The following is an 18,119-nucleotide window of genomic DNA, read 5'->3' as shown; positions in this document are numbered from 1 at the left end:
CACGAACTCCCCTGCTGTGTGCCCCTGGTGGCGAGATCCCGGAACCGGGAGGCCGGCGCCGCGAGCCCGGCGCCGTGGGCGCGGTCCGGGTAGCACCTGCTGGTCGGGCGAGCGGTTCTCGCTCCGGCCCGTCGAGGCGAGTCGATTCACGTCGAGTCGAGTCGAGGGATCCGGTCGAGGATCTCGCACTGGGAGAAAGAAGCAGGCAAAGTCAGACATTACCGAACAGTCGCAAGCTTTCCGGGAGTTGACTGGCCATTTCATTCCACCCGCCCATTAGTAGGAATTTCCGACCGGACACCTCGGTTGATCGCCGGATAATCGACAATCCATCGCATTTCCAGACCAGTTCGACCCCGAGATCGAACTTCGGTGCGAGCCTTGACGCGAATTCGGCGACGCTACCCGGTAGGACTTTCACAGCCTGAGAACGATCAGATCCGCACGGGGACACGGGGTGGCGGCTGGCCGTCACCGATCGACTTCTGGTACAGCTCCGACACCCTGGCCACCACCGAACGGACATCGTGCCGGGCGGTCACCCACTCCCGCGCCTCCCCGCCCCGGCGGGCGCACTCCAGCGGATCGGCCAGCGCCTCGGCCAGCGCGTGGGTGAGCGCGGCCGGGTCCCGCGCGGCGATCAGACCCGCGGCGCGGTGCGCGGGGGGCAACTGCTCGCGGGCGCCGGGGACGTCGGTGAGCAGCACCGGGCGGGCCATCGCCATCGCCTCCAGCGGCGCCAACGCCATGCCCTCCCAGCGGGACGGCAGCACCACCAGGTCGGCCGCGGCCAGCCAGGGCCGCGGATCCGGCACGTCACCGGTCAGCCGGACCCGGTACGGCTCGGGCAGCGCCCGGGCCTGGGCCGCCAGCGCCTGGGCGTCCGGGCCGCCACCGACCAGGGCGAGTCGGGCCGTCGGCACCCGGCGCAGCACCGCGGGCCAGGCCGCGAGCAGCAGGTCCTGGCCCTTCTGCCGGCAGAGCCGGCCCACGCAGACCGCCAGCGGCCCGGAGAGGTCCAGACCGAGCGAGAGCCGGGCGGCGCGGCGCTCGGCCGGCGCGTAACGGCGCAGGTCGACGCCGTTGGGGACGACCGTGTAGTCGGCCCGCACCCCGGCCGCCAGGCCGTCCAGCCGCTCCTGCTCGCTGACGCAGAGCACCGAGCCGGCCCAGCGGGTCGCGTACCGCTCCCAGCGGCAGCCGGCCCTCGCCAGCGGGCCGGTGACCGCGGCGAACGACCAGGCGTGCGGTTGGAACACGGTGGGCAGCCGGCCACGGACCGCCAGCCGGCCGGCCAGCCCGGCCTTGGCGCTGTGCAGGTGGACCAGGTCCGGCGCGGCGGCCTGGACCAGCCGTCGCAGCCGTCGGGTCTCGCCGGGCACGGACGGCCCGGGCGAGCGGCGGGCCGGCCAGTGCAGGACCTCGGCGCCGGCCGCCACCGCCTCGCGGCCGAGCCGGCCGCCCTGCGGACAGGCGACCAGCACCCGGTGGCCGGCGACGCGCTGCCCCCGGACCAGGTCGGTGACCACGCGGGCGACGCCGCCGTCGACCGGCTGGGAGACATGAAGGATCGTCAGATTCACGGCCGTGAGCCTAGGGCGGCACGGCGGGCCGCTTCGCCCGCTGTCACCCGCCCGGGGCCGGGGACCACTCGGACGGCTGGCCGCTCGTACGGACGTCCGGCGGGTCGTCGCCGGCTCCCGTCCCTCGGACCGACCGACAGGCGGTGGGCGGCGGCGCGGGCCGACCGCTCTCGCCTGCCGCCGTTGCCGTCAGTCGCCGCAGCTCCGCCGCTGCTCCGTCCTCGGCCCGGGCGGACTCGGCTCCCGACCCGCTCCCTCCACCCGCCGTTCGCCGGTCGGTCCTACTTCACCTGGTCGGCGAGCCGGGCCAGCACCTCGTCGTGGATCCGGTTGATGCCCTTGGGCGCGAAGGTGCGCTCGAAGAAGCCGCCGATGCCGGACGCACCCTGCCAGGTGGTCTCGATCTGGACCTTGGTCTGGCCGGCGCCGGCCGAGCTGACCGTCCAGGTGATCACCATCGAGGAGTTGGCGTCGGTCTCCACCAGCTTGCCGGGCGCCGGCGCGGTGACCGTGAACAGGCAGTCGCGGACCCGCTTCTCGGTGGCCTGCAGCTTCCAGTGCACCTGGGTGCCCGCGCCGATGCCACCGGCCCGGACCTCGTACTCGCTGTACTGGGCGGGCAGCAGCTTCGGACGGACCGTGCGGTAGTCGGCGAGGGCCTCGTAGACCTGCTCGGTCGAGGCGGCGTAGGTCCGCTCGGTGCTGGCGTGGACCTGGGCCATGGCTGCTCCTTCTGTTCCCGCCGCGCGGCGCGCGGGACGGCTGAACGGGGTGTGGGGTGGTACGACGGGGCAAGCCAACCACATCCCCGCCGGGCACCCGCGACAGCGTCCACGACCGGGCCGGGTCCGTCGCCCGGGACCGCGTCGTAGGGTGGCCGGTGTGCTGAACCAGGTGAGGGCGCTGCGCTATCTCGACCCGTTGCGCAGGGGCGGCTCGGTGCCGGGCATCGTCGAGACGGATGACCTGGGCACCTACGTGGTCAAGTTCACCGGGGCCGCACAGGGCCGCAAGGCGCTGGTGGCCGAGGTGATCGTCGGTGAGCTGGCCCGGCGGCTCGGGCTGCGGGTGCCGGAGCTGGTGCTGGTCGACTTCGACCCGGCGGTCGCCGCGCACGAGGAGGACCCGGAGATCCAGGACCTGCTGCGGGCCAGCGCCGGGCTCAACCTGGGGATGGACTACCTGCCCGGTGCCCACGACTTCACCCCGCCCACCGCGGGCCGGCCGGGTGCCGGCCCGGCGGCGGTCGGCCCGCTGGAGGCGGGGCGGGTGGTCTGGCTGGACGCGCTGACCGCCAACGTCGACCGCACCCGGGCCAACCCGAACCTGATGACCTGGCACCGCCGGCTCTGGCTGATCGACAACGGCGCGGCCCTGGTCTTCCACCACCGCTGGAGCGGCGCCGCCGGCGCGGTGGCGAAGCCGTACGACCTCAGCGCCCACGCCCTCGGCGGCTACCACCCCGACGTGCGCGCCGCGGACGCCGAGCTGGCACCGCGGGTGACGGCCGGGCTGCTGCGCGAGGTGGTCGCACTGGTCCCGGACGAGTGGCTCGCCGACGAGCCGGCCTTCCCCGACCTGGCCGACCACCGCGAGGCGTACGTCTCCCACCTCGCCGCCCGGGCCGCCACCTCGGCCGCCTGGCTGCCGCAGGCCTTCGCCACCGACGAGCAACTCCGCGCCGCCGAGGCCGCCCGCACCGCCCGTACCCAGGCCGCGCGCCCCGCCTGGCTCCAACACGTGCCGGACCTGCACGGGAGAGGCGCCGGCTGACCGCCACCACCCGGCCGGTCCGCGACCCGCCGGCCGTCCGACGGCTTTCACCGCGGTGCCCCAGGAGCGTGGTGAGTACCGGTGCGGCGCCGGCGAGCGCGCGGGGGCGAGCCGCGGACGGGGAGGTCGGGCGGCGCGACCTCCGGGACGGGGTGCCGGCAGGGGGCGGTTGGGAAGGTGCGGCCGGGGCGGGTCAGACGGCGTACAGGCGCTCGGCGTTGGTGGCGCCGAGCAGGGCCGTGAGGTGGGCGGCGTCGGCCGGAGTGCAGCTGGAGGCGGCCTGCCAGGCGGTGAGGAGGCTGGCCAGGGCGTGGCGGAACTGGGCGGCGCCGGTGAGGTGGAGTTCGGGCAGGCCGTAGCCGTCGGTGGAGAACAGGACCTTGCCGAAGGGGGCGAGTTCCAGCAGCTCGCCGAGGATGTCGACGGCGCGCGGGCCGAGGTGGGAGAGGGTCAGCCCGGTGTCGGTGTAGACGTGCGGGAAGACCTGGGCGAGCCAGCCGGCCTGGCGGTGGTACGGGTAGCCGTGCAGCAGGACCAGCGGGACGCCGGTCGGTTCGACCGCGCGGATGAAGCCGGTGAGCAGCGAGGGATCGGCCCGGTGCAGGGTCAGGTCGGGATCACCGAAGCCGGTGTGCAGTTGCAGCGGGAGCGGCGGGGTGCGCTGCGCGCAGAGGTCCACGGCGGTCCAGAGCAGGTGGCGGAGCAGCACCGGCTCGGCCAGCCGTCCGGTGGAGCCGGCCAGCCAGATGCCCGCGGCGCGGACCGTCTCGGCACGGTCGGGCCGCTCGGCCAGGGCGGCCGGGTCGAGGCCGGTGCGGTAGGCGAGGACGGACTTGGCCCCGACGGCCTGGCCGAGTGCGGTGGTCAGCGCGTCGCGCACCGCGCAGGGCCAGTCGGCGGCGGCGGGGGCGTGGGCGGCGAGCCGCTCGGCGACGGACTCCAGCCGGACCACCTCCCGGACCGCGGCGCCGCCCAGTTCGGCGAGTTCGCTGAGCGGCAGCATCGGCCGGCCCGCGGCGCTGGTCAGACCGGTGTCGACCAGCAGGGCGGAGAGCCCGGCGGCCCGGAGCAGCCGCCGGGTCGCCTCCCGCGCGCCCAGGGCACGGCGGCGGGCCAGGTAGTCGGCGGCCGAGGCGTGCGCGGGCAGGCCGAGGGCCGGCGGGCACCAGCGGCGCACCGCCAGCCCGAGGGCGCTGTCGAAGGGGTCGGTGCCAGCCGCCGGCGGTCGGTCGGACTCGGTGAGCAGGGACGCGAAGGCGGCGTCGTCCAACTCGGCGACGGTGACGCTGTGGCAGTGGTGGTCCAGCAGGCCGGGAGAGGGGGGAGGAAGGAGAGGCGGTGTGGCGGTCACGGCGTCAGTAGCGCCAGCGGGTGGCCTCGGCGATCTCCTGCGCGGAGCGGTCGGCGAACAGCGTCAACTCGCCCTGGCGGACCGCGCGGACGGCCTCGTACAGCGGCTCGCCGAGCGCCTCGCGCAGCACGCCGGACGTCTCGTACGCGCTCAGCGCCTCCGCGAGGCTGGCCGGGAGGCGCGCGACGGCCCCCTCGGGCAGCGCGGACGGTTCGCCGGGCACCTCGGGCGGCAACGCCCGCCGGGCGTCCAGGCCGGCCAGACCGGCGGCGATCGCCCCGCCCACCGCGAGGTAGGGGTTGGCCGTCGCGTCGAAGCACTTGACCTCGGCGTTGGCCGCCCCGGGCCCCTCGTCGGGCGGGCCGGGGATCAGCCGCAGCGCGGCCTCGCGGTTCTCCAGCCCCCAGCACTGGTAGGCCCCGGCCCAGTGCTGCGGGACCAGCCGCAGATAGCTCGCCACGCTCGGGGCGCCCAGCGCGAGCAAGGCGGGCAGCTCGGCCAGCACACCGGCCAGGAAGGACTCCCCCTCGGCCGTCAGCCCGTACGGCCCGGGGCCGCCCTGGCCGAGGTTCTGCTCGTCGCGCCAGAGCGAGAGGTGCAGATGGCCGCCGTTGCCGACGCCGCCGGGCTCGACCACGGGGGCGAACGAGACCCGCAGGCCGTTCCGGGCGGCCACGGCGCGGATCGTCTGCCGGACCAGCACGGTGGTGTCGGCGGCCCCGACCGGCCCCTCGGCGGCGACCGAGACCTCGAACTGGCCCGGCGCGTACTCGGGATGGAGCTGGAGGACGGCCAGACCCTGTTCGTCGAGCGCGCGGAGCAGCTCACGCAGGCAGTCCGAGAGGTCGGTGAGCCGGTGCATCCCGTAGGCCGGGCCGGAGGTCGGGTAGGCCGGCGGCTCGGCCGGCGGGCCGGCCAGCGCGAGCACGAACTCCACCTCGATCCCGGCCTTCAGCTCCAGGCCGCGCTGCCGGGCCGCCGCGACCATCCGCCGGGCGAACCGGCGCTGGCAACCCGGATGCGGCGTGCCGTCCTGCGCGAACCGGTCGGCCGGGGCCCAGGCCCACCCGGGCTGGCCCGCCAGCCGGACCAGCCGGTCCAGATCGGGGATCAGCCGCAGATCGCCGGCCGGGCCGCCGATCCAGCGGCTGTCCGTGATCGAGTCGTCGACCAGGAAGACGTCGAAGCAGGGGGCGGCGCCGACGCCCCAGGCGGCGGCCTGCTCCAGCCGGCGGACCGGGACGGTCTTGACCCGGCTGAGGCCGGCGTTGTCGACCCAGCCGAGGACGACGCCGTCGACCCCCTCGGCACTGAGCCGCGCAGCGGCGACCCTCGCCCGCGCGGCCCGCTCGGCCCGGGCGTCGGCGGTCGGCGGGAGATCCGGAACCTGCTGCTCAGTGACGGTGGTACTCATACGATCCATGCTGCCCGCCCTCGTTCGCCGACGGAACTCCCCCAACGAGTGGTCTCGTTGGCACCATGCTGACGCCTGCCCGCCCGGACCACGCCGGTGCCACCGAGAAGCGCTCCGGAAGCACCTCGCGACCCCGCACACCCCCTTCCTACCTCGCGGTAACTTCGCTACAGTGACCGGCACGCACCACGCTGGGCCTCGGGAGCCGCACCAGCGGGGCGCCGGCCGCGTGCCCTCGCACGGACGGACGGCACGCGACTTTTCCCGGTCCGGGGCGACCAGCCCCCAGGACCGCCTCCTCACCCCTCGCGCTTGGCATCTCCGCGGCACGGCCGGAGCGGACCGGCCTCGCGGACGCCCACCGCCCCCGTCATCCCTTTCCGCCCGCGGGCGCGAACCCTCCTCCTGGCGCCCTGACGCGCCCGGAGCGCGCCCGCGGGACCTGTGACTAGGAGTCAGGACACATGGAGCGTCCCTTCCCCACCGTCGCCGTGGTCGGCCTGGGCACCATGGGCGCCGGCATCGCCGTCGCCGTGGCCCGCAGTGGCCGCCGGGTGATCGGCATCGAGGCCGACGGCGCCAACGCCGGCCGGGCGCTGGCCCGGATCGAGGAGGCCACCGCGCACGCGGTGGCCCGCGCGCGGCTCACCTCCGAGGAGCGCGCCGCGCTGCTCGCCCTGATCACCGTCGGCGACCAGCTGGACGCCGCCGCCGAGGCCGACCTGGTGATCGAGGAGATCCCCGAGCAACTGGAGCTCAAGCGCGAGCTCTTCGCCGAGCTGGACCGGATCTGCCCGCCGCGGACCGTGCTGGCCACCGGCACCACCTCCCTCTCGGTGACCCGGATCGCCGCCGCGACCGGCCGCCCCGAGCGGGTGCTGGGCCTGCACTTCTTCAACCCGGTGCACGCGATGAAGCTGGTCGAGGTGGTCCGCACGGTGCTGACCGATCCTCAGATCGCGGCGCAGGCCGCCGACTTCGCCCGCGCACTGGGAAAGGAGCCGGTGGCGGCCGGCGACCGGGCCGGCTTCGTGGTGAACGGCCTGCTCTTCGCCTACCTCAACCAGGCCGCCGCGATGTACGAGTCGCGCTACGCGACCCGTGAGGACATCGACGCCGCGATGCGGCTCGGCTGCGGCCTGCCGATGGGCCCGCTCGCCCTGCTCGACCTGATCGGCATCGACACCGCGCGCACCGTCCTGGAGGCGATGTACCAGCAGTCCCGGGACCGGTTGCACGCGCCGGCGCCGATCCTCGGCCAGCTGGTCGCGGCCGGCCTGCTGGGCCGCAAGACCGGCCGCGGCTTCTACGGCTACGAGGCGCCGGGCTCCTCGAAGGTGGTGCCGACCGCCGAGGCGGTGGCCGCGCCGAGGCCGGCCGGCCGGCCGGTGCACGGCGTCGGGGTCTGTGGCTCCGGCACGATGGCGATCGGGATCGCCGAGGTGCTGGCCAAGGCCGGCCTCCAGGTCACGCTGCTGGCCCGGACCCAGGAGAAGGCCGACCGGGCGCACGCCCAGCTCGCCCGCTCGCTGGACCGCTCGGTGGAGAAGGGCCGGCTGACCGACGGCCAGCGCACCGCCGCGCTGGCCCTGGTGACGCCGTCCGCGCAGGTCACCGCGCTGGCCGAGGCGGACCTGGTACTGGAGGCGGTCACCGAGGACCTGGCGGTGAAGCGCGAGCTGTTCGCCGTCCTGGACAAGGTCTGCAAGCCGGGTGCGGTGCTCGCCACCACCACCTCCAGCCTGCCGGTGATCAGCTGCGCCAGTGCCACCTCGCGCCCGCAGGACGTGATCGGGATGCACTTCTTCAACCCGGCGCCCGCGATGAAGCTGGTCGAGGTGGTCTCCACGGTGCTGACCGCGCCGGACGTCACCGCGACCGTGCTGGAACTGTGCGCGGCGGTCCGCAAGCACCCGGTGGAGTGCGGGGACCGGGCCGGCTTCATCGTGAACGCGCTGCTCTTCCCGTACCTGAACGACGCGGTGCGGATGCTGGAGGAGCACTACGCGACGGTGGACGACATCGACACCGCGATGAAGCTCGGCTGCGGCTACCCGATGGGCCCGTTCGAGCTGCTGGACGTGGTCGGCCTGGACGTGTCACTGACCATCGAGCGGGTGCTGCACCAGGAGTTCCGCGAGCCGGGACTGGCCGCGGCGCCGCTGCTGGAGCACCTGGTCGCGGCCGGCTGCCTGGGCCGCAAGACCGGCCGCGGCTTCCGCGACCACGCCCGCCGATGAGCGGCGGTGAGCGCAGAGCGGTACCGCCGCCGGGCCTGCCACCGCGGCCGGCCTGGAGCCCCGGGACGGTCTCGTCCCGCTGGCCCCGCCCGGCGGTCGGCGGCCCGGTCACGGCCGTTCGCCGGCCGATGCCGGTGACCGCGCCGAGCCCGGCCGCCCGGCCGTGTAGCGTTCCGGGCATGGATCGGGAACAGTCTTCCGCCGAGCACGACGCCGCACGTCCGGCCGCCGAGGGGCCGGGCAGCCGCCGGGCCGCCGCCCAGCGCCAGCAGATGCGCCAGGATCTGGCCACCGCGGCGATGGAGCTGTTCGCCGGCCAGGGCTACGAGGAGACGACGGTCGATCAGATCGCGGCGGCCGCCGGCGTGGCCCGGCGGACGTTCTTCCGGTACTTCCGATCCAAGGAGGAGGCGATCTTCCCGGACCACGACGACACCCTGGTCCGGGTGGCCGACCTGCTGGCCAGCGCCGAGCCGGAGGAGCACCCGCTGGACGTGGTCTGCCGGGGCATCAAGGAGGTGCTGCGGATGTACGCCTCCACGCCCGGGGTCTCGGTGGCCCGGTACCAGCTGATCCGCCAGGTGCCGGCGCTGCGCGAGCGGGAGATCGCCGTGGTGGCCCGCTACGAGCGGCTGTTCACCCGCTATCTGCTGGGCCGGTTCGAGGCGGCCGTCGGGACGGCGGCGGAAGGGGCGCGGGACGAGCGGGGCGCGGAGCGCGACCGGGTCGCCGCGATCCCGCCCGGCTGGCAGCACGGCGGGGACGACGACTCGATGCTCGCCGAGGTGTCGGCGGCCGCGGTGGTGGCCGCCCACAACCACGTGCTGCGGCGCTGGCTGCGGGCCGGCGGGCACGGCGACGTGGAGGCACAGCTGGACCACTCCTTCGAGGTGATCCGGGGCACCTTCTGGGCCACCCCGCCGCGCGGCGTGCGACGGCGTGGCACTGTCGTGACACCCGGTGCCATTGGGGAGGTCGTGACGGCACAGGAGCCGTCTGCCGCGAGCGCACTGAGTGCCACGCCAGGCGGTGAGGTGCTCATCACAGTGGCCCGTACCGACGCCCCACTGGACCTGGTACTGGACAGTATCAAGGCCGCGCTGGCCGCTGAGTAGGCCAAGATAACGGCAGGTCAGAGGGCCCGTTCCGACTTCCGGGACGGGCCCTTCGGCTACCCCGGAGTAGCCCGGCGGACCCCACCCACCCCCACCGGAGCCGGGCGGAATTCCTGGCACGCAGTGTCTTTACGAGTGGCACAGGGTGCCAGTAGTTTGTTACTCGCCAGTCGCGGCGCCGCGGCTCCCCACCTCGGCGCGCCGTAGTCCGGTGTCCCCCCAACCTCGGGGACGAAGACCACCCGACAACCCCCTCAGCGAAGCCGGTGTCCGCTCCCGGCTCCCCCAGACGCCCTGTGCCCTCACACAGGTACGCCTTCGGAGGCAGCCATGAACGAAATCCTCGACGCGATCCTCAGTGGCGACAGCACCTCGGCGGACTTCGCCGCGCTCAAGCTGCCGGAGTCCTACCGGGCGGTGACGCTCCACAAGGACGAGGAGCAGATGTTCGCCGGCCTGCAGAGCCGCGACAAGGACCCGCGCAAGTCGCTCCACCTGGAGGACGTCGCGCTGCCCGAACTCGGCCCGGGCGAGGCCCTGGTGGCCGTGATGGCCAGCGCGGTGAACTACAACACCGTGTGGAGCTCGATCTTCGAGCCGGTCTCCACCTTCGGCTTCCTGGAGCGCTACGGCCGGCTCTCCCCGCTCACCAAGCGGCACGACCTGCCGTACCACGTGCTCGGCTCGGACCTGGCGGGCGTGGTGCTGCGCACCGGCGCCGGCGTCAACGCCTGGAAGCCGGGCGACGAGGTGGTCGCGCACTGCCTCTCGGTCGAGCTGGAGTCCCCGGACGGCCACGACGACACGATGATGGACCCGGAGCAGCGGATCTGGGGCTTCGAGACCAACTTCGGCGGCCTGGCCCAGCTGGCACTGGTGAAGACCAACCAGCTGATGCCCAAGCCGGCCCACCTCACCTGGGAGGAGGCCGCCTCCCCCGGTCTGGTCAACTCCACCGCCTACCGCCAGCTGGTCAGCCGCAACGGCGCCGGCATGAAGCAGGGCGACAACGTGCTGATCTGGGGCGCCAGCGGCGGCCTCGGCTCGTACGCCACCCAGTACGCGCTGGCCGGCGGCGCCACCCCGATCTGCGTGGTCTCCAGCGAGCAGAAGGCGCAGATCTGCCGGACGATGGGCGCCGAGGCGATCATCGACCGCAGCGCCGAGGGCTACCGGTTCTGGAAGGACGAGAACACCCAGGACCCCCGCGAGTGGAAGCGCTTCGGCGGGCGGATCCGCGAGCTGACCGGCGGCGAGGACGTGGACATCGTCTTCGAGCACCCGGGCCGGGAGACCTTCGGCGCCTCGGTCTACGTGACCCGCAAGGGCGGCACCATCGTCACCTGCGCCTCCACCTCCGGCTACATGCACCAGTACGACAACCGGTACCTGTGGATGTCGCTCAAGCGGATCGTCGGCTCGCACTTCGCCAACTACCGCGAGGCCTGGGAGGCCAACCGGCTGATCGCCAAGGGCAAGATCCACCCGACGCTCTCCAAGGTCTACCCGCTGGAGCAGACCGGCCAGGCCGCGCTGGACGTGCACCACAACACGCACCAGGGCAAGGTGGGCGTGCTCTGCCTGGCTCCCCAGGAGGGCCTGGGCGTGCGCGACGCGGAGCTGCGGGCCACCCACCTCGACGCCATCAACCGCTTCAGGAACATCTGATGACCGAACGTCAGAAGGACCGCCCCTGGCTGATGCGGACGTACGCCGGTCACTCCACGGCGAGCGACTCCAACGCGCTCTACCGGCGCAACCTCGCCAAGGGCCAGACCGGCCTCTCGGTCGCCTTCGACCTGCCCACCCAGACCGGCTACGACGCGGACCACGTGCTGGCCCGCGGCGAGGTCGGCCGGGTCGGCGTGCCGGTCGGCCACCTCGGCGACATGCGCACCCTGTTCGACGGCATCCCGCTCGAACGGACCAACACCTCGATGACCATCAACGCCACCGCGATGTGGCTGCTGGCGCTGTACCAGGTGGTCGCCGAGGAACAGGGCGCGGACATCGCCAAGCTCACCGGCACCACCCAGAACGACATCGTCAAGGAGTACCTGTCGCGCGGGACCCACGTCTTCCCGCCCGGCCCCTCGGTCCGCCTGATCACCGACATGATCGCCTACACGGTCGGCCACCTCCCGAAGTGGAACCCGATCAACATCTGCAGCTACCACCTGCAGGAGGCCGGGGCCACCCCGGTGCAGGAGATCGCCTTCGCGATGAGCACCGCGATCGCCGTGCTGGACGCGGTGCGCGACTCCGGCCAGGTGCCGCCGGAGCGGATGGGCGAGGTGGTCGGGCGGATCTCGTTCTTCGTGAACGCGGGCGTCCGGTTCGTCGAGGAGATGTGCAAGATGCGCGCCTTCACCCGGCTCTGGGAGAAGGTCACCCGGGAGCGCTACGGCATCGAGGACGTCAAGCAGCGCCGGTTCCGCTACGGCGTCCAGGTCAACTCGCTCGGCCTGACCGAGGCGCAGCCGGAGAACAACGTCCAGCGGATCGTGCTGGAGATGCTGGCCGTCACGCTCTCCAAGGACGCCCGCGCCCGGGCCGTCCAGCTGCCCGCCTGGAACGAGGCACTGGGCCTGCCCCGGCCCTGGGACCAGCAGTGGTCGCTGCGGATCCAGCAGGTGCTGGCCTACGAGTCGGACCTGCTGGAGTACGGCGACCTGTTCACCGGCTCCGTGGTGGTCGAGGCCAAGACCGCCGAGCTGCTGGCCGGCGCGGAGGCGGAGATCGCCAAAGTGCTGGAGATGGGCGGGGTGATCGCGGCGGTCGAGTCGGGCTACCTGAAGTCCGCGCTGGTCGCCTCGCACGCCGAGCGGCGGGCCCGGATCGAGTCCGGCGAGGACCGGATCGTCGGGGTGAACTGCTTCGACACCACCGAGGAGAGCCCGCTCACCGCCGACCTGGACGCCGCGATCATGGTGGTCGACCCGGCCGCCGAGCAGGCGGTGCTGGACGGCCTGCGGCGCTGGAAGGACGGACGGGACGAGGTCGGCGCGCAGACCGCGCTGGAGCGGCTGAAGGAGGTCGCCCGGACGGACGCCAACCTGGTGCCGGCCACCCTGGAGTGTGCCCGGGCCGGCGTGACCACCGGCGAGTGGTCCTTCGCGCTGCGCGAGGTGTTCGGCGAGTACCGGGCGCCCACCGGGGTCGGCGGCGCGCCGGTCGCGGTGGCCGCCGAGCCGGGCGGCGAACTGGCCCAGGTGCGCGAGGCGGTGGCCGCGACCGCCGCCGAGCTGGGCGCCGGCAAGCTGCGGCTGCTGGTCGGCAAGCCGGGTCTGGACGGCCACTCCAACGGTGCCGAGCAGATCGCGGTGCGGGCCCGGGACGCCGGCTTCGAGGTCGTCTACCAGGGCATCCGGCTGACGCCCGAGCAGATCGTCTCGGCCGCGGTGGCCGAGGACGTGCACTGCGTCGGCCTGTCGATCCTCTCCGGCGCGCACCCCGAGCTGGTCCCGGACGTGCTGCAACGGCTGCGCCGGGCCGGGGTGGAGGATGTGCCAGTGATCGTGGGTGGCATCATCCCGGCTGCGGACGCCGAGGTCCTGCGGGCCGCGGGGGTCGCCGCCGTGTTCACCCCGAAGGACTTCGGCATCACCACCATCATCGGCCGGATCGTGGACGAGATCCGGCTGGCCAACCGGCTTCAGCCGTGGGCGTCCACCGCCACCGCCCCTGGAAGGAACTGACACACCCCCATGACTACCGTGAACCGCCTCCGCCCGCGCCGCTCCTGTCTGGCCGTGCCCGGGAGCAACCCCCGCTTCCTGGAGAAGGCCCAGGGCCTGCCCGCGGACCAGGTCTTCCTCGACCTGGAGGACGCCTGTGCCCCGCTGGTCAAGGAGAGCGCCCGGCACAACATCGTCGACGCGCTGAACAACGGGGACTGGGGCAAGAAGACCAAGGTCGTCCGGGTCAACGACTGGACCACCCACTGGACCTACCGCGACGTGATCACCGTCGTCGAGGGCGCCGGCCCGAACCTGGACTGCATCATGCTGCCCAAGGTGCAGGACGCCACCCAGGTCAAGGCGCTGGACCTGCTGCTGACCCAGATCGAGAAGACCATGGGCTTCGAGGTCGGCCGGATCGGCATCGAGGCGCAGATCGAGAACGCCAAGGGCCTGGTCAACGTCGACGAGATCGCCGCCGCCTCGCCGCGGCTGGAGACCATCATCTTCGGCCCGGCCGACTTCATGGCCTCGATCAACATGAAGACCCTGGTGGTCGGTCAGCAGCCGCCCGGCTACCCGGCGGACGCCTACCACTACATCCTGATGCGGATCCTGATGGCCGCCCGCACCCACGACCTGCAGGCGATCGACGGCCCGTACCTGCAGATCCGCAACCAGGAGGGCTACCGCGAGGTGGCCGGCCGGGCCGCCGCGCTGGGCTTCGACGGCAAGTGGGTGCTGCACCCGGACCAGGTCGCCGCCGCGAACGAGATCTTCTCGCCCTCGCAGGAGGACTACGACCACGCCGAGCTGATCCTGGACGCCTACGAGTGGTGCACCTCGGAGGCGGGCGGTGCCAAGGGTTCGGCGATGCTCGGCGACGAGATGATCGACGAGGCGTCCCGCAAGATGGCGCTGGTCATCGCGGGCAAGGGCCGGGCCGCCGGGCTGGAGCGCACCTCGAAGTTCGAACCCCCGCAGGCCTGAGGAGAGACCGGAAATGCAGTTCGGGCGCACGTACGAAGAGTTCGAGGTCGGCGCGGTCTACAAGCACTGGCCCGGAAAGACCGTCACTGAATATGACGATCATCTCTTCTGTCTACTGACCATGAACCACCACCCGCTGCACATGGACAGCAACTACGCCGAGCGGACCACCGACTTCGGCAAGAACGTGGTGGTGGGCAACTACATCTACTCGCTGCTGCTGGGCATGTCCGTCCCGGACGTCTCCGGCAAGGCGATCGCCAACCTGGAGATCGAGTCGCTGCGGCACATCGCGCCGACCTTCCACGGCGACACCCTCTACGGCGAGACCACCGTGCTCGACAAGTGGCCCTCCAAGTCCAAGGACGACCGGGGCATCGTCCACGTCGAGACCAAGGGCTACAAGCAGGACGGCACGGTCGTCTGCGTCTTCCGCCGCAAGGTGATGGTGCCGACCGCCACCTACACCGAGGAGCGCGGCGGGGAGCAGCCCGGCCGTCCGACCCCGCTCTCCTGAAGAGACTCCGGGCGGAGCCGCCGTCATCGGCTCCTCCCGGTCCCGGGGGCTCCGCGGAAGTCACGCTCCGCGGAGCCCCCGAACCCCTCCACCCCCAGTACAGAAAGGCAGCCGCACGATGGGACGCCTCGCACAGACCGACGGCCTCACCGAGATCCAGCGGGACATCCTCGCCACCGTGCGGGACTTTGTCGACAAGGAGATCATCCCGGTCGCCACCGAGCTGGAGCACCGGGACGAGTACCCGACCCAGATCGTGGAGGGGATGAAGCAGCTCGGCCTGTTCGGCCTGACCATCCCCGAGGAGTTCGGCGGCCTCGGCGAGTCGCTGCTCACCTACGCCCTGGTGGTCGAGGAGATCGCCCGCGGCTGGATGTCGGTCTCCGGCATCGTCAACACCCACTTCATCGTCGCGCACATGATCAACGCGCACGGCACCCAGGAGCAGAAGGAGTACTTCCTGCCCCGGATGGCGGCCGGCGAGATCCGCGGCGCCTTCTCGATGTCCGAGCCGGGCCTCGGCTCCGACGTGTCGGCGATCAGCACCAAGGGCGTCCGGGACGGCGACGAGTACGTCCTCAACGGCCAGAAGATGTGGCTGACCAACGGTGGCACCTCCACCCTGGTCGCGGTGCTCTGCAAGACCGACGAGGGCGCGGCCACCCCGTACCGCAACATGACCACCTTCCTGGTCGAGAAGACCCCCGGCTTCGGCCCCAACCCGACCGTCCCGGGCCTGACCGTGCCCGGCAAGATCGAGAAGATGGGCTACAAGGGCGTCGACACCACCGAGCTGGTGCTCCAGGACGTCCGGGTCCCGGCCGACCGGATCCTCGGCGGCGTCCCCGGCAAGGGCTTCTACCAGATGATGGACGGCGTCGAGGTCGGCCGGGTCAACGTGGCCGCGCGCGGCTGCGGTGTCGCCCGGCGCGCCTTCGAGCTCGGCATCTCCTACGCCCAGCAGCGCTCGACCTTCGGCAAGAAGATCTCCGAGCACCAGGCGATCCAGTTCAAGCTGGCCGAGATGGCCACCAAGGTCGAGGCCGCGCACCAGATGATGGTGATGGCCGCCCGCAAGAAGGACGGCGGCGAGCGGAACGACCTGGAGGCCGGGATGGCCAAGTACCTCGCCTCCGAGTACTGCAAGGAGGTCGTCGAGGACGCCTTCCGGATCCACGGCGGCTACGGCTTCTCCAAGGAGTACGAGATCGAGCGGCTCTACCGGGAGGCCCCGATGCTGCTGATCGGCGAGGGCACCGCGGAGATCCAGAAGATGATCGTCGGCCGCCGGCTGCTGGAGGAGTACCGGATCGCCGAGTAGACCACCGCCGTCCTGGTCCGGGAAGGGGGCCGGGCGGTGGGCCGGAGGGCCCGGTGGGGAGACCGGGCCCGCGCCGGCGGGGGGGACGTCCGCGCGGGCAGGGAAGGCCCCGCGGACGTGGGAAGGGGAGGCCGCAGGGCTCGTGCCACGGTGCACGCGCCCTGCGGCCGCGCCCATGCGCACCTGAAGATCACCGGCAGGGCTGAGACAAGACTCACGGATCTTGACCAGAGCCTTGGGAACCGGAGAACCGGCGGCTACGGTCGTATACATAGCGCGTGCGCTCCGGCACGGCAGCGGACAGTTGAACGAGCAGGCGGGTTGCCCACCCACCACCTGCTCCCGATAGCATCCACCGGGACAGCAGCTGTCCCCTTATCACCCGATCCCCGCGGTGGCCCCCGTGCAGCGGCGCCATGATCCCCCGCGACAAAGGTCTTCGATGCCCATCAGCCCGTCCCCTCACTCCTCCGTCACGGAGCGCGATGCCCTCGCTCCCGAGACGCCCGGTCGGCGACCCCGCGTGACCATCGCGCGCGGAGCCACTCCCTGGTTCGTCCCGACCCTGGCCACCGCCGCCCTGACCACCGCTCTCACCAAGCGGAACGGCAAGTGGGCGCTGGCCGCGGTCCCGGCCTGCGCGCTCAGCGCGGGCATGCTGTGGTTCTTCCGCGACCCCGAGCGTGAGATCGGCGCCGGCAGAGTGATCTCGCCGGCCGACGGAGTGGTGCAGAGCATCGACGCCTGGCCGGACGGCCGGACCCGGGTCGCGATCTTCATGAGCCCGATCAACGTGCACGTGAACCGCGCCCCGCTGCCCGGCACGGTGACCTCGGTCGAGCACGTCCCCGGTGGCTTCGTGCCCGCGTTCAACAAGGACAGCGACCGCAACGAGCGGGTGGTCTGGCACTTCGACACCGAGCTGGGCGACATCGAGATGGTGCAGATCGCCGGTGCCGTGGCGCGCCGCATCGTGCCCTACACGGTCGCCGGCACCAAGGTCGAGCAGGGCGAGCGGATCGGCCTGATCCGGTTCGGCTCGCGCGTCGACACCTACCTGCCGCCCGGCGTCGACGTCGGCGTCGAGGTCGGCCAGAAGACCACCGCGGGGGTGACACGCCTTGACCGTGACTGATCCCGAGACGCTGGTCGGCCTGAGCGAGTCGGCGGAGGAGACCGAGCTGCGCCGGCGCCGCTGGGCGCGCGACCGCGAGCTGCGGGCGCCGCGCTCGCCGCAGGCGCTGTCCACGGCCGACTTCCTGACCCTCGGCAACGCCGTCTGCGGCTTCCTGGCGATCTACTCGATCACCACCAACATGCTCATCCCGCACATCACCGGCACCGGGGACGGCTCCGGCGGCGGCATGGTCCGGCACGGCGCGGCCACCGCGGTGACCCTGCTGCTGCTCGGTTCGATGTGCGACCTGTTCGACGGCCTGGTGGCCCGCAAGCTGCGCTCCTCGGCGCTGGGCGCGGAGCTGGACAACCTGGCCGACCTGATCAGCTTCGGCATCGCGCCGGCCTACTTCGTCGCGGTCTGGGGCATCGTCTCGCCCGGCAGCAACCAGGGGCTCTCGGCGTTCATCGCGCTGACCGTGCTGCTGGCGGTGGTGCTGCGGCTGGCCCGCTTCTCGGCCGTCAAGATGCGGCCCGGGGTGTTCCAGGGCATGCCCTGCCCGATGGGCGCGATGACGGTGATCGCGATCGTGCTGCTGGACCCGCCGTTCCTGGCCGGTCTGGTGGCGATCTTCGGCGTGGCGTACCTGATGGTCAGCCAGGTCGAGTACCCCAAGCCGCAGGGCCTGCTGGCCACCGCCACGCTGGCCTGGATCGTGGTCTCGATCGGCTGCCTGGCCGCCTGGGCCGCCGGACTGCCGGGCGGCGACGTGCTGATGCACATCGGCGCCGTCGCGCAGATCGCGCTGGCGGCGATGGCCCCGCTGCTGGTGATCCGCCGCAAGGTCGGCCAGAAGGTCGGCGACGTGCGGGCCCGCCGGGCGGAGTCGCGCGGCTGCTGAGCCGCCCGGAGACGGCCCCGGGGGGGGGGGGGGGGGGGGGGGGGGGGGGGGGGGGGGGGGGGGGGGGGGGGGGGGTGTGGGGGGGGGGGGGGGGGTGGGGGGGGGGGGGGGGCGGTA

Annotated in this window: 14 protein-coding genes; 10 read left to right on the top strand and 4 right to left on the bottom strand. The window is 72.9% G+C overall.

All coding sequences use genetic code 11. The features are described 5' to 3' along the window. Nucleotides 1-434: 434 nt before the first annotated feature. The gene (locus ACZ38L_RS00975; RefSeq protein ID WP_465688023.1) at nucleotides 435-1,577 is read right to left on the bottom strand and encodes a glycosyltransferase; all 1,143 of its coding nucleotides are present in this window, start codon (nucleotides 1,575-1,577) and stop codon (nucleotides 435-437) included. A gap of 287 nt (nucleotides 1,578-1,864) precedes the next feature. Further along, a complete protein-coding gene (locus ACZ38L_RS00970) occupies nucleotides 1,865-2,305 on the bottom strand; it encodes an SRPBCC family protein (protein WP_465687926.1) in 441 nt (146 codons plus the stop codon). 160 nt (nucleotides 2,306-2,465) lie between these two features. On the opposite strand from ACZ38L_RS00970, the gene ACZ38L_RS00965 reads away from it, so the two are divergent. Next, complete coding sequence (locus tag ACZ38L_RS00965; protein ID WP_465687924.1) at nucleotides 2,466-3,356, top strand: HipA family kinase; 891 nt, start codon at nucleotides 2,466-2,468, stop codon at nucleotides 3,354-3,356. A gap of 193 nt (nucleotides 3,357-3,549) precedes the next feature. On the opposite strand, the gene ACZ38L_RS00960 is transcribed toward ACZ38L_RS00965, so the two are convergent. After that, the gene (locus ACZ38L_RS00960; protein ID WP_465687922.1) at nucleotides 3,550-4,707 is read right to left on the bottom strand and encodes an amidohydrolase family protein; all 1,158 of its coding nucleotides are present in this window, start codon (nucleotides 4,705-4,707) and stop codon (nucleotides 3,550-3,552) included. Between the two features lie 4 nt (nucleotides 4,708-4,711). Beyond that, nucleotides 4,712-6,121 (bottom strand): type I glutamate--ammonia ligase, encoded by a 1,410-nt coding sequence (locus tag ACZ38L_RS00955; protein ID WP_465687920.1) that lies wholly within the window; start codon nucleotides 6,119-6,121, stop codon nucleotides 4,712-4,714. Between the two features lie 464 nt (nucleotides 6,122-6,585). Between ACZ38L_RS00955 and ACZ38L_RS00950 the strand changes: the two genes are divergently transcribed. The 9 genes from ACZ38L_RS00950 (at nucleotide 6,586) to ACZ38L_RS00910 (ending at nucleotide 18,002) form a co-directional block, all read left to right on the top strand. Then, the gene (locus ACZ38L_RS00950) at nucleotides 6,586-8,361 is read left to right on the top strand and encodes a 3-hydroxyacyl-CoA dehydrogenase family protein (protein ID WP_465687918.1); all 1,776 of its coding nucleotides are present in this window, start codon (nucleotides 6,586-6,588) and stop codon (nucleotides 8,359-8,361) included. Nucleotides 8,362-8,540: 179 nt separating this feature from the next. Then, nucleotides 8,541-9,476, top strand: a complete 936-nt coding sequence (locus tag ACZ38L_RS00945; protein WP_396560310.1) for a TetR family transcriptional regulator — start codon at nucleotides 8,541-8,543, stop codon at nucleotides 9,474-9,476. 330 nt (nucleotides 9,477-9,806) lie between these two features. Beyond that, entirely contained in the window at nucleotides 9,807-11,144 is a 1,338-nt protein-coding gene (gene ccrA, locus ACZ38L_RS00940; protein ID WP_465687915.1) for a crotonyl-CoA carboxylase/reductase, read from the top strand. Continuing rightward, complete coding sequence (locus ACZ38L_RS00935) at nucleotides 11,144-13,174, top strand: protein meaA (protein ID WP_465687913.1); 2,031 nt, start codon at nucleotides 11,144-11,146, stop codon at nucleotides 13,172-13,174. Before ccrA ends, ACZ38L_RS00935 begins: the two co-directional genes overlap by 1 nt. A 9-nt stretch (nucleotides 13,175-13,183) precedes the next feature. Further along, nucleotides 13,184-14,146 carry an HpcH/HpaI aldolase/citrate lyase family protein gene (locus ACZ38L_RS00930; RefSeq protein ID WP_465687911.1) on the top strand — a complete coding sequence of 321 codons (963 nt, stop codon included), beginning with the start codon at nucleotides 13,184-13,186 and terminating at the stop codon, nucleotides 14,144-14,146. A gap of 13 nt (nucleotides 14,147-14,159) precedes the next feature. After that, the gene (locus ACZ38L_RS00925; protein WP_465687909.1) at nucleotides 14,160-14,663 is read left to right on the top strand and encodes a MaoC family dehydratase; all 504 of its coding nucleotides are present in this window, start codon (nucleotides 14,160-14,162) and stop codon (nucleotides 14,661-14,663) included. Nucleotides 14,664-14,781: 118 nt separating this feature from the next. Continuing rightward, on the top strand, nucleotides 14,782-15,984 hold the full coding sequence (locus tag ACZ38L_RS00920; protein WP_465687907.1) for an acyl-CoA dehydrogenase family protein: 1,203 nt from the start codon (nucleotides 14,782-14,784) through the stop codon (nucleotides 15,982-15,984). 442 nt (nucleotides 15,985-16,426) lie between these two features. Further along, nucleotides 16,427-17,119, top strand: a complete 693-nt coding sequence (locus tag ACZ38L_RS00915; protein ID WP_465687905.1) for a phosphatidylserine decarboxylase — start codon at nucleotides 16,427-16,429, stop codon at nucleotides 17,117-17,119. Further along, entirely contained in the window at nucleotides 17,106-18,002 is an 897-nt protein-coding gene (locus tag ACZ38L_RS00910) for a CDP-alcohol phosphatidyltransferase family protein (protein WP_396560296.1), read from the top strand. Before ACZ38L_RS00915 ends, ACZ38L_RS00910 begins: the two co-directional genes overlap by 14 nt. The last annotated feature ends 117 nt before the right edge of the window (nucleotides 18,003-18,119 follow it).

It is taken from the genome of Kitasatospora sp. NPDC024654, assembly GCF_055559155.1.
The sequence above is the reverse complement of the archived record's forward strand: the minus strand, read 5'-3'. Positions and strand labels throughout refer to the sequence as shown.

Excerpts from the sequence above, each read along its gene's own strand:
- ACZ38L_RS00970 (WP_465687926.1), bottom strand. The coding sequence starts at position 2,305 with ATGGCCCAGGTCCACGCCAGCACCGAGCGGACCTACGCCGCCTCGACC.
- ACZ38L_RS00955 (WP_465687920.1), bottom strand. The coding sequence starts at position 6,121 with ATGAGTACCACCGTCACTGAGCAGCAGGTTCCGGATCTCCCGCCGACC.
- ACZ38L_RS00950 (WP_465687918.1), top strand. The coding sequence starts at position 6,586 with ATGGAGCGTCCCTTCCCCACCGTCGCCGTGGTCGGCCTGGGCACCATG.
- ACZ38L_RS00945 (WP_396560310.1), top strand. The coding sequence starts at position 8,541 with ATGGATCGGGAACAGTCTTCCGCCGAGCACGACGCCGCACGTCCGGCC.
- ccrA (WP_465687915.1), top strand. The coding sequence starts at position 9,807 with ATGAACGAAATCCTCGACGCGATCCTCAGTGGCGACAGCACCTCGGCG.
- ACZ38L_RS00935 (WP_465687913.1), top strand. The coding sequence starts at position 11,144 with ATGACCGAACGTCAGAAGGACCGCCCCTGGCTGATGCGGACGTACGCC.
- ACZ38L_RS00930 (WP_465687911.1), top strand. The coding sequence starts at position 13,184 with ATGACTACCGTGAACCGCCTCCGCCCGCGCCGCTCCTGTCTGGCCGTG.
- ACZ38L_RS00925 (WP_465687909.1), top strand. The coding sequence starts at position 14,160 with ATGCAGTTCGGGCGCACGTACGAAGAGTTCGAGGTCGGCGCGGTCTAC.
- ACZ38L_RS00920 (WP_465687907.1), top strand. The coding sequence starts at position 14,782 with ATGGGACGCCTCGCACAGACCGACGGCCTCACCGAGATCCAGCGGGAC.
- ACZ38L_RS00915 (WP_465687905.1), top strand. The coding sequence starts at position 16,427 with ATGCCCATCAGCCCGTCCCCTCACTCCTCCGTCACGGAGCGCGATGCC.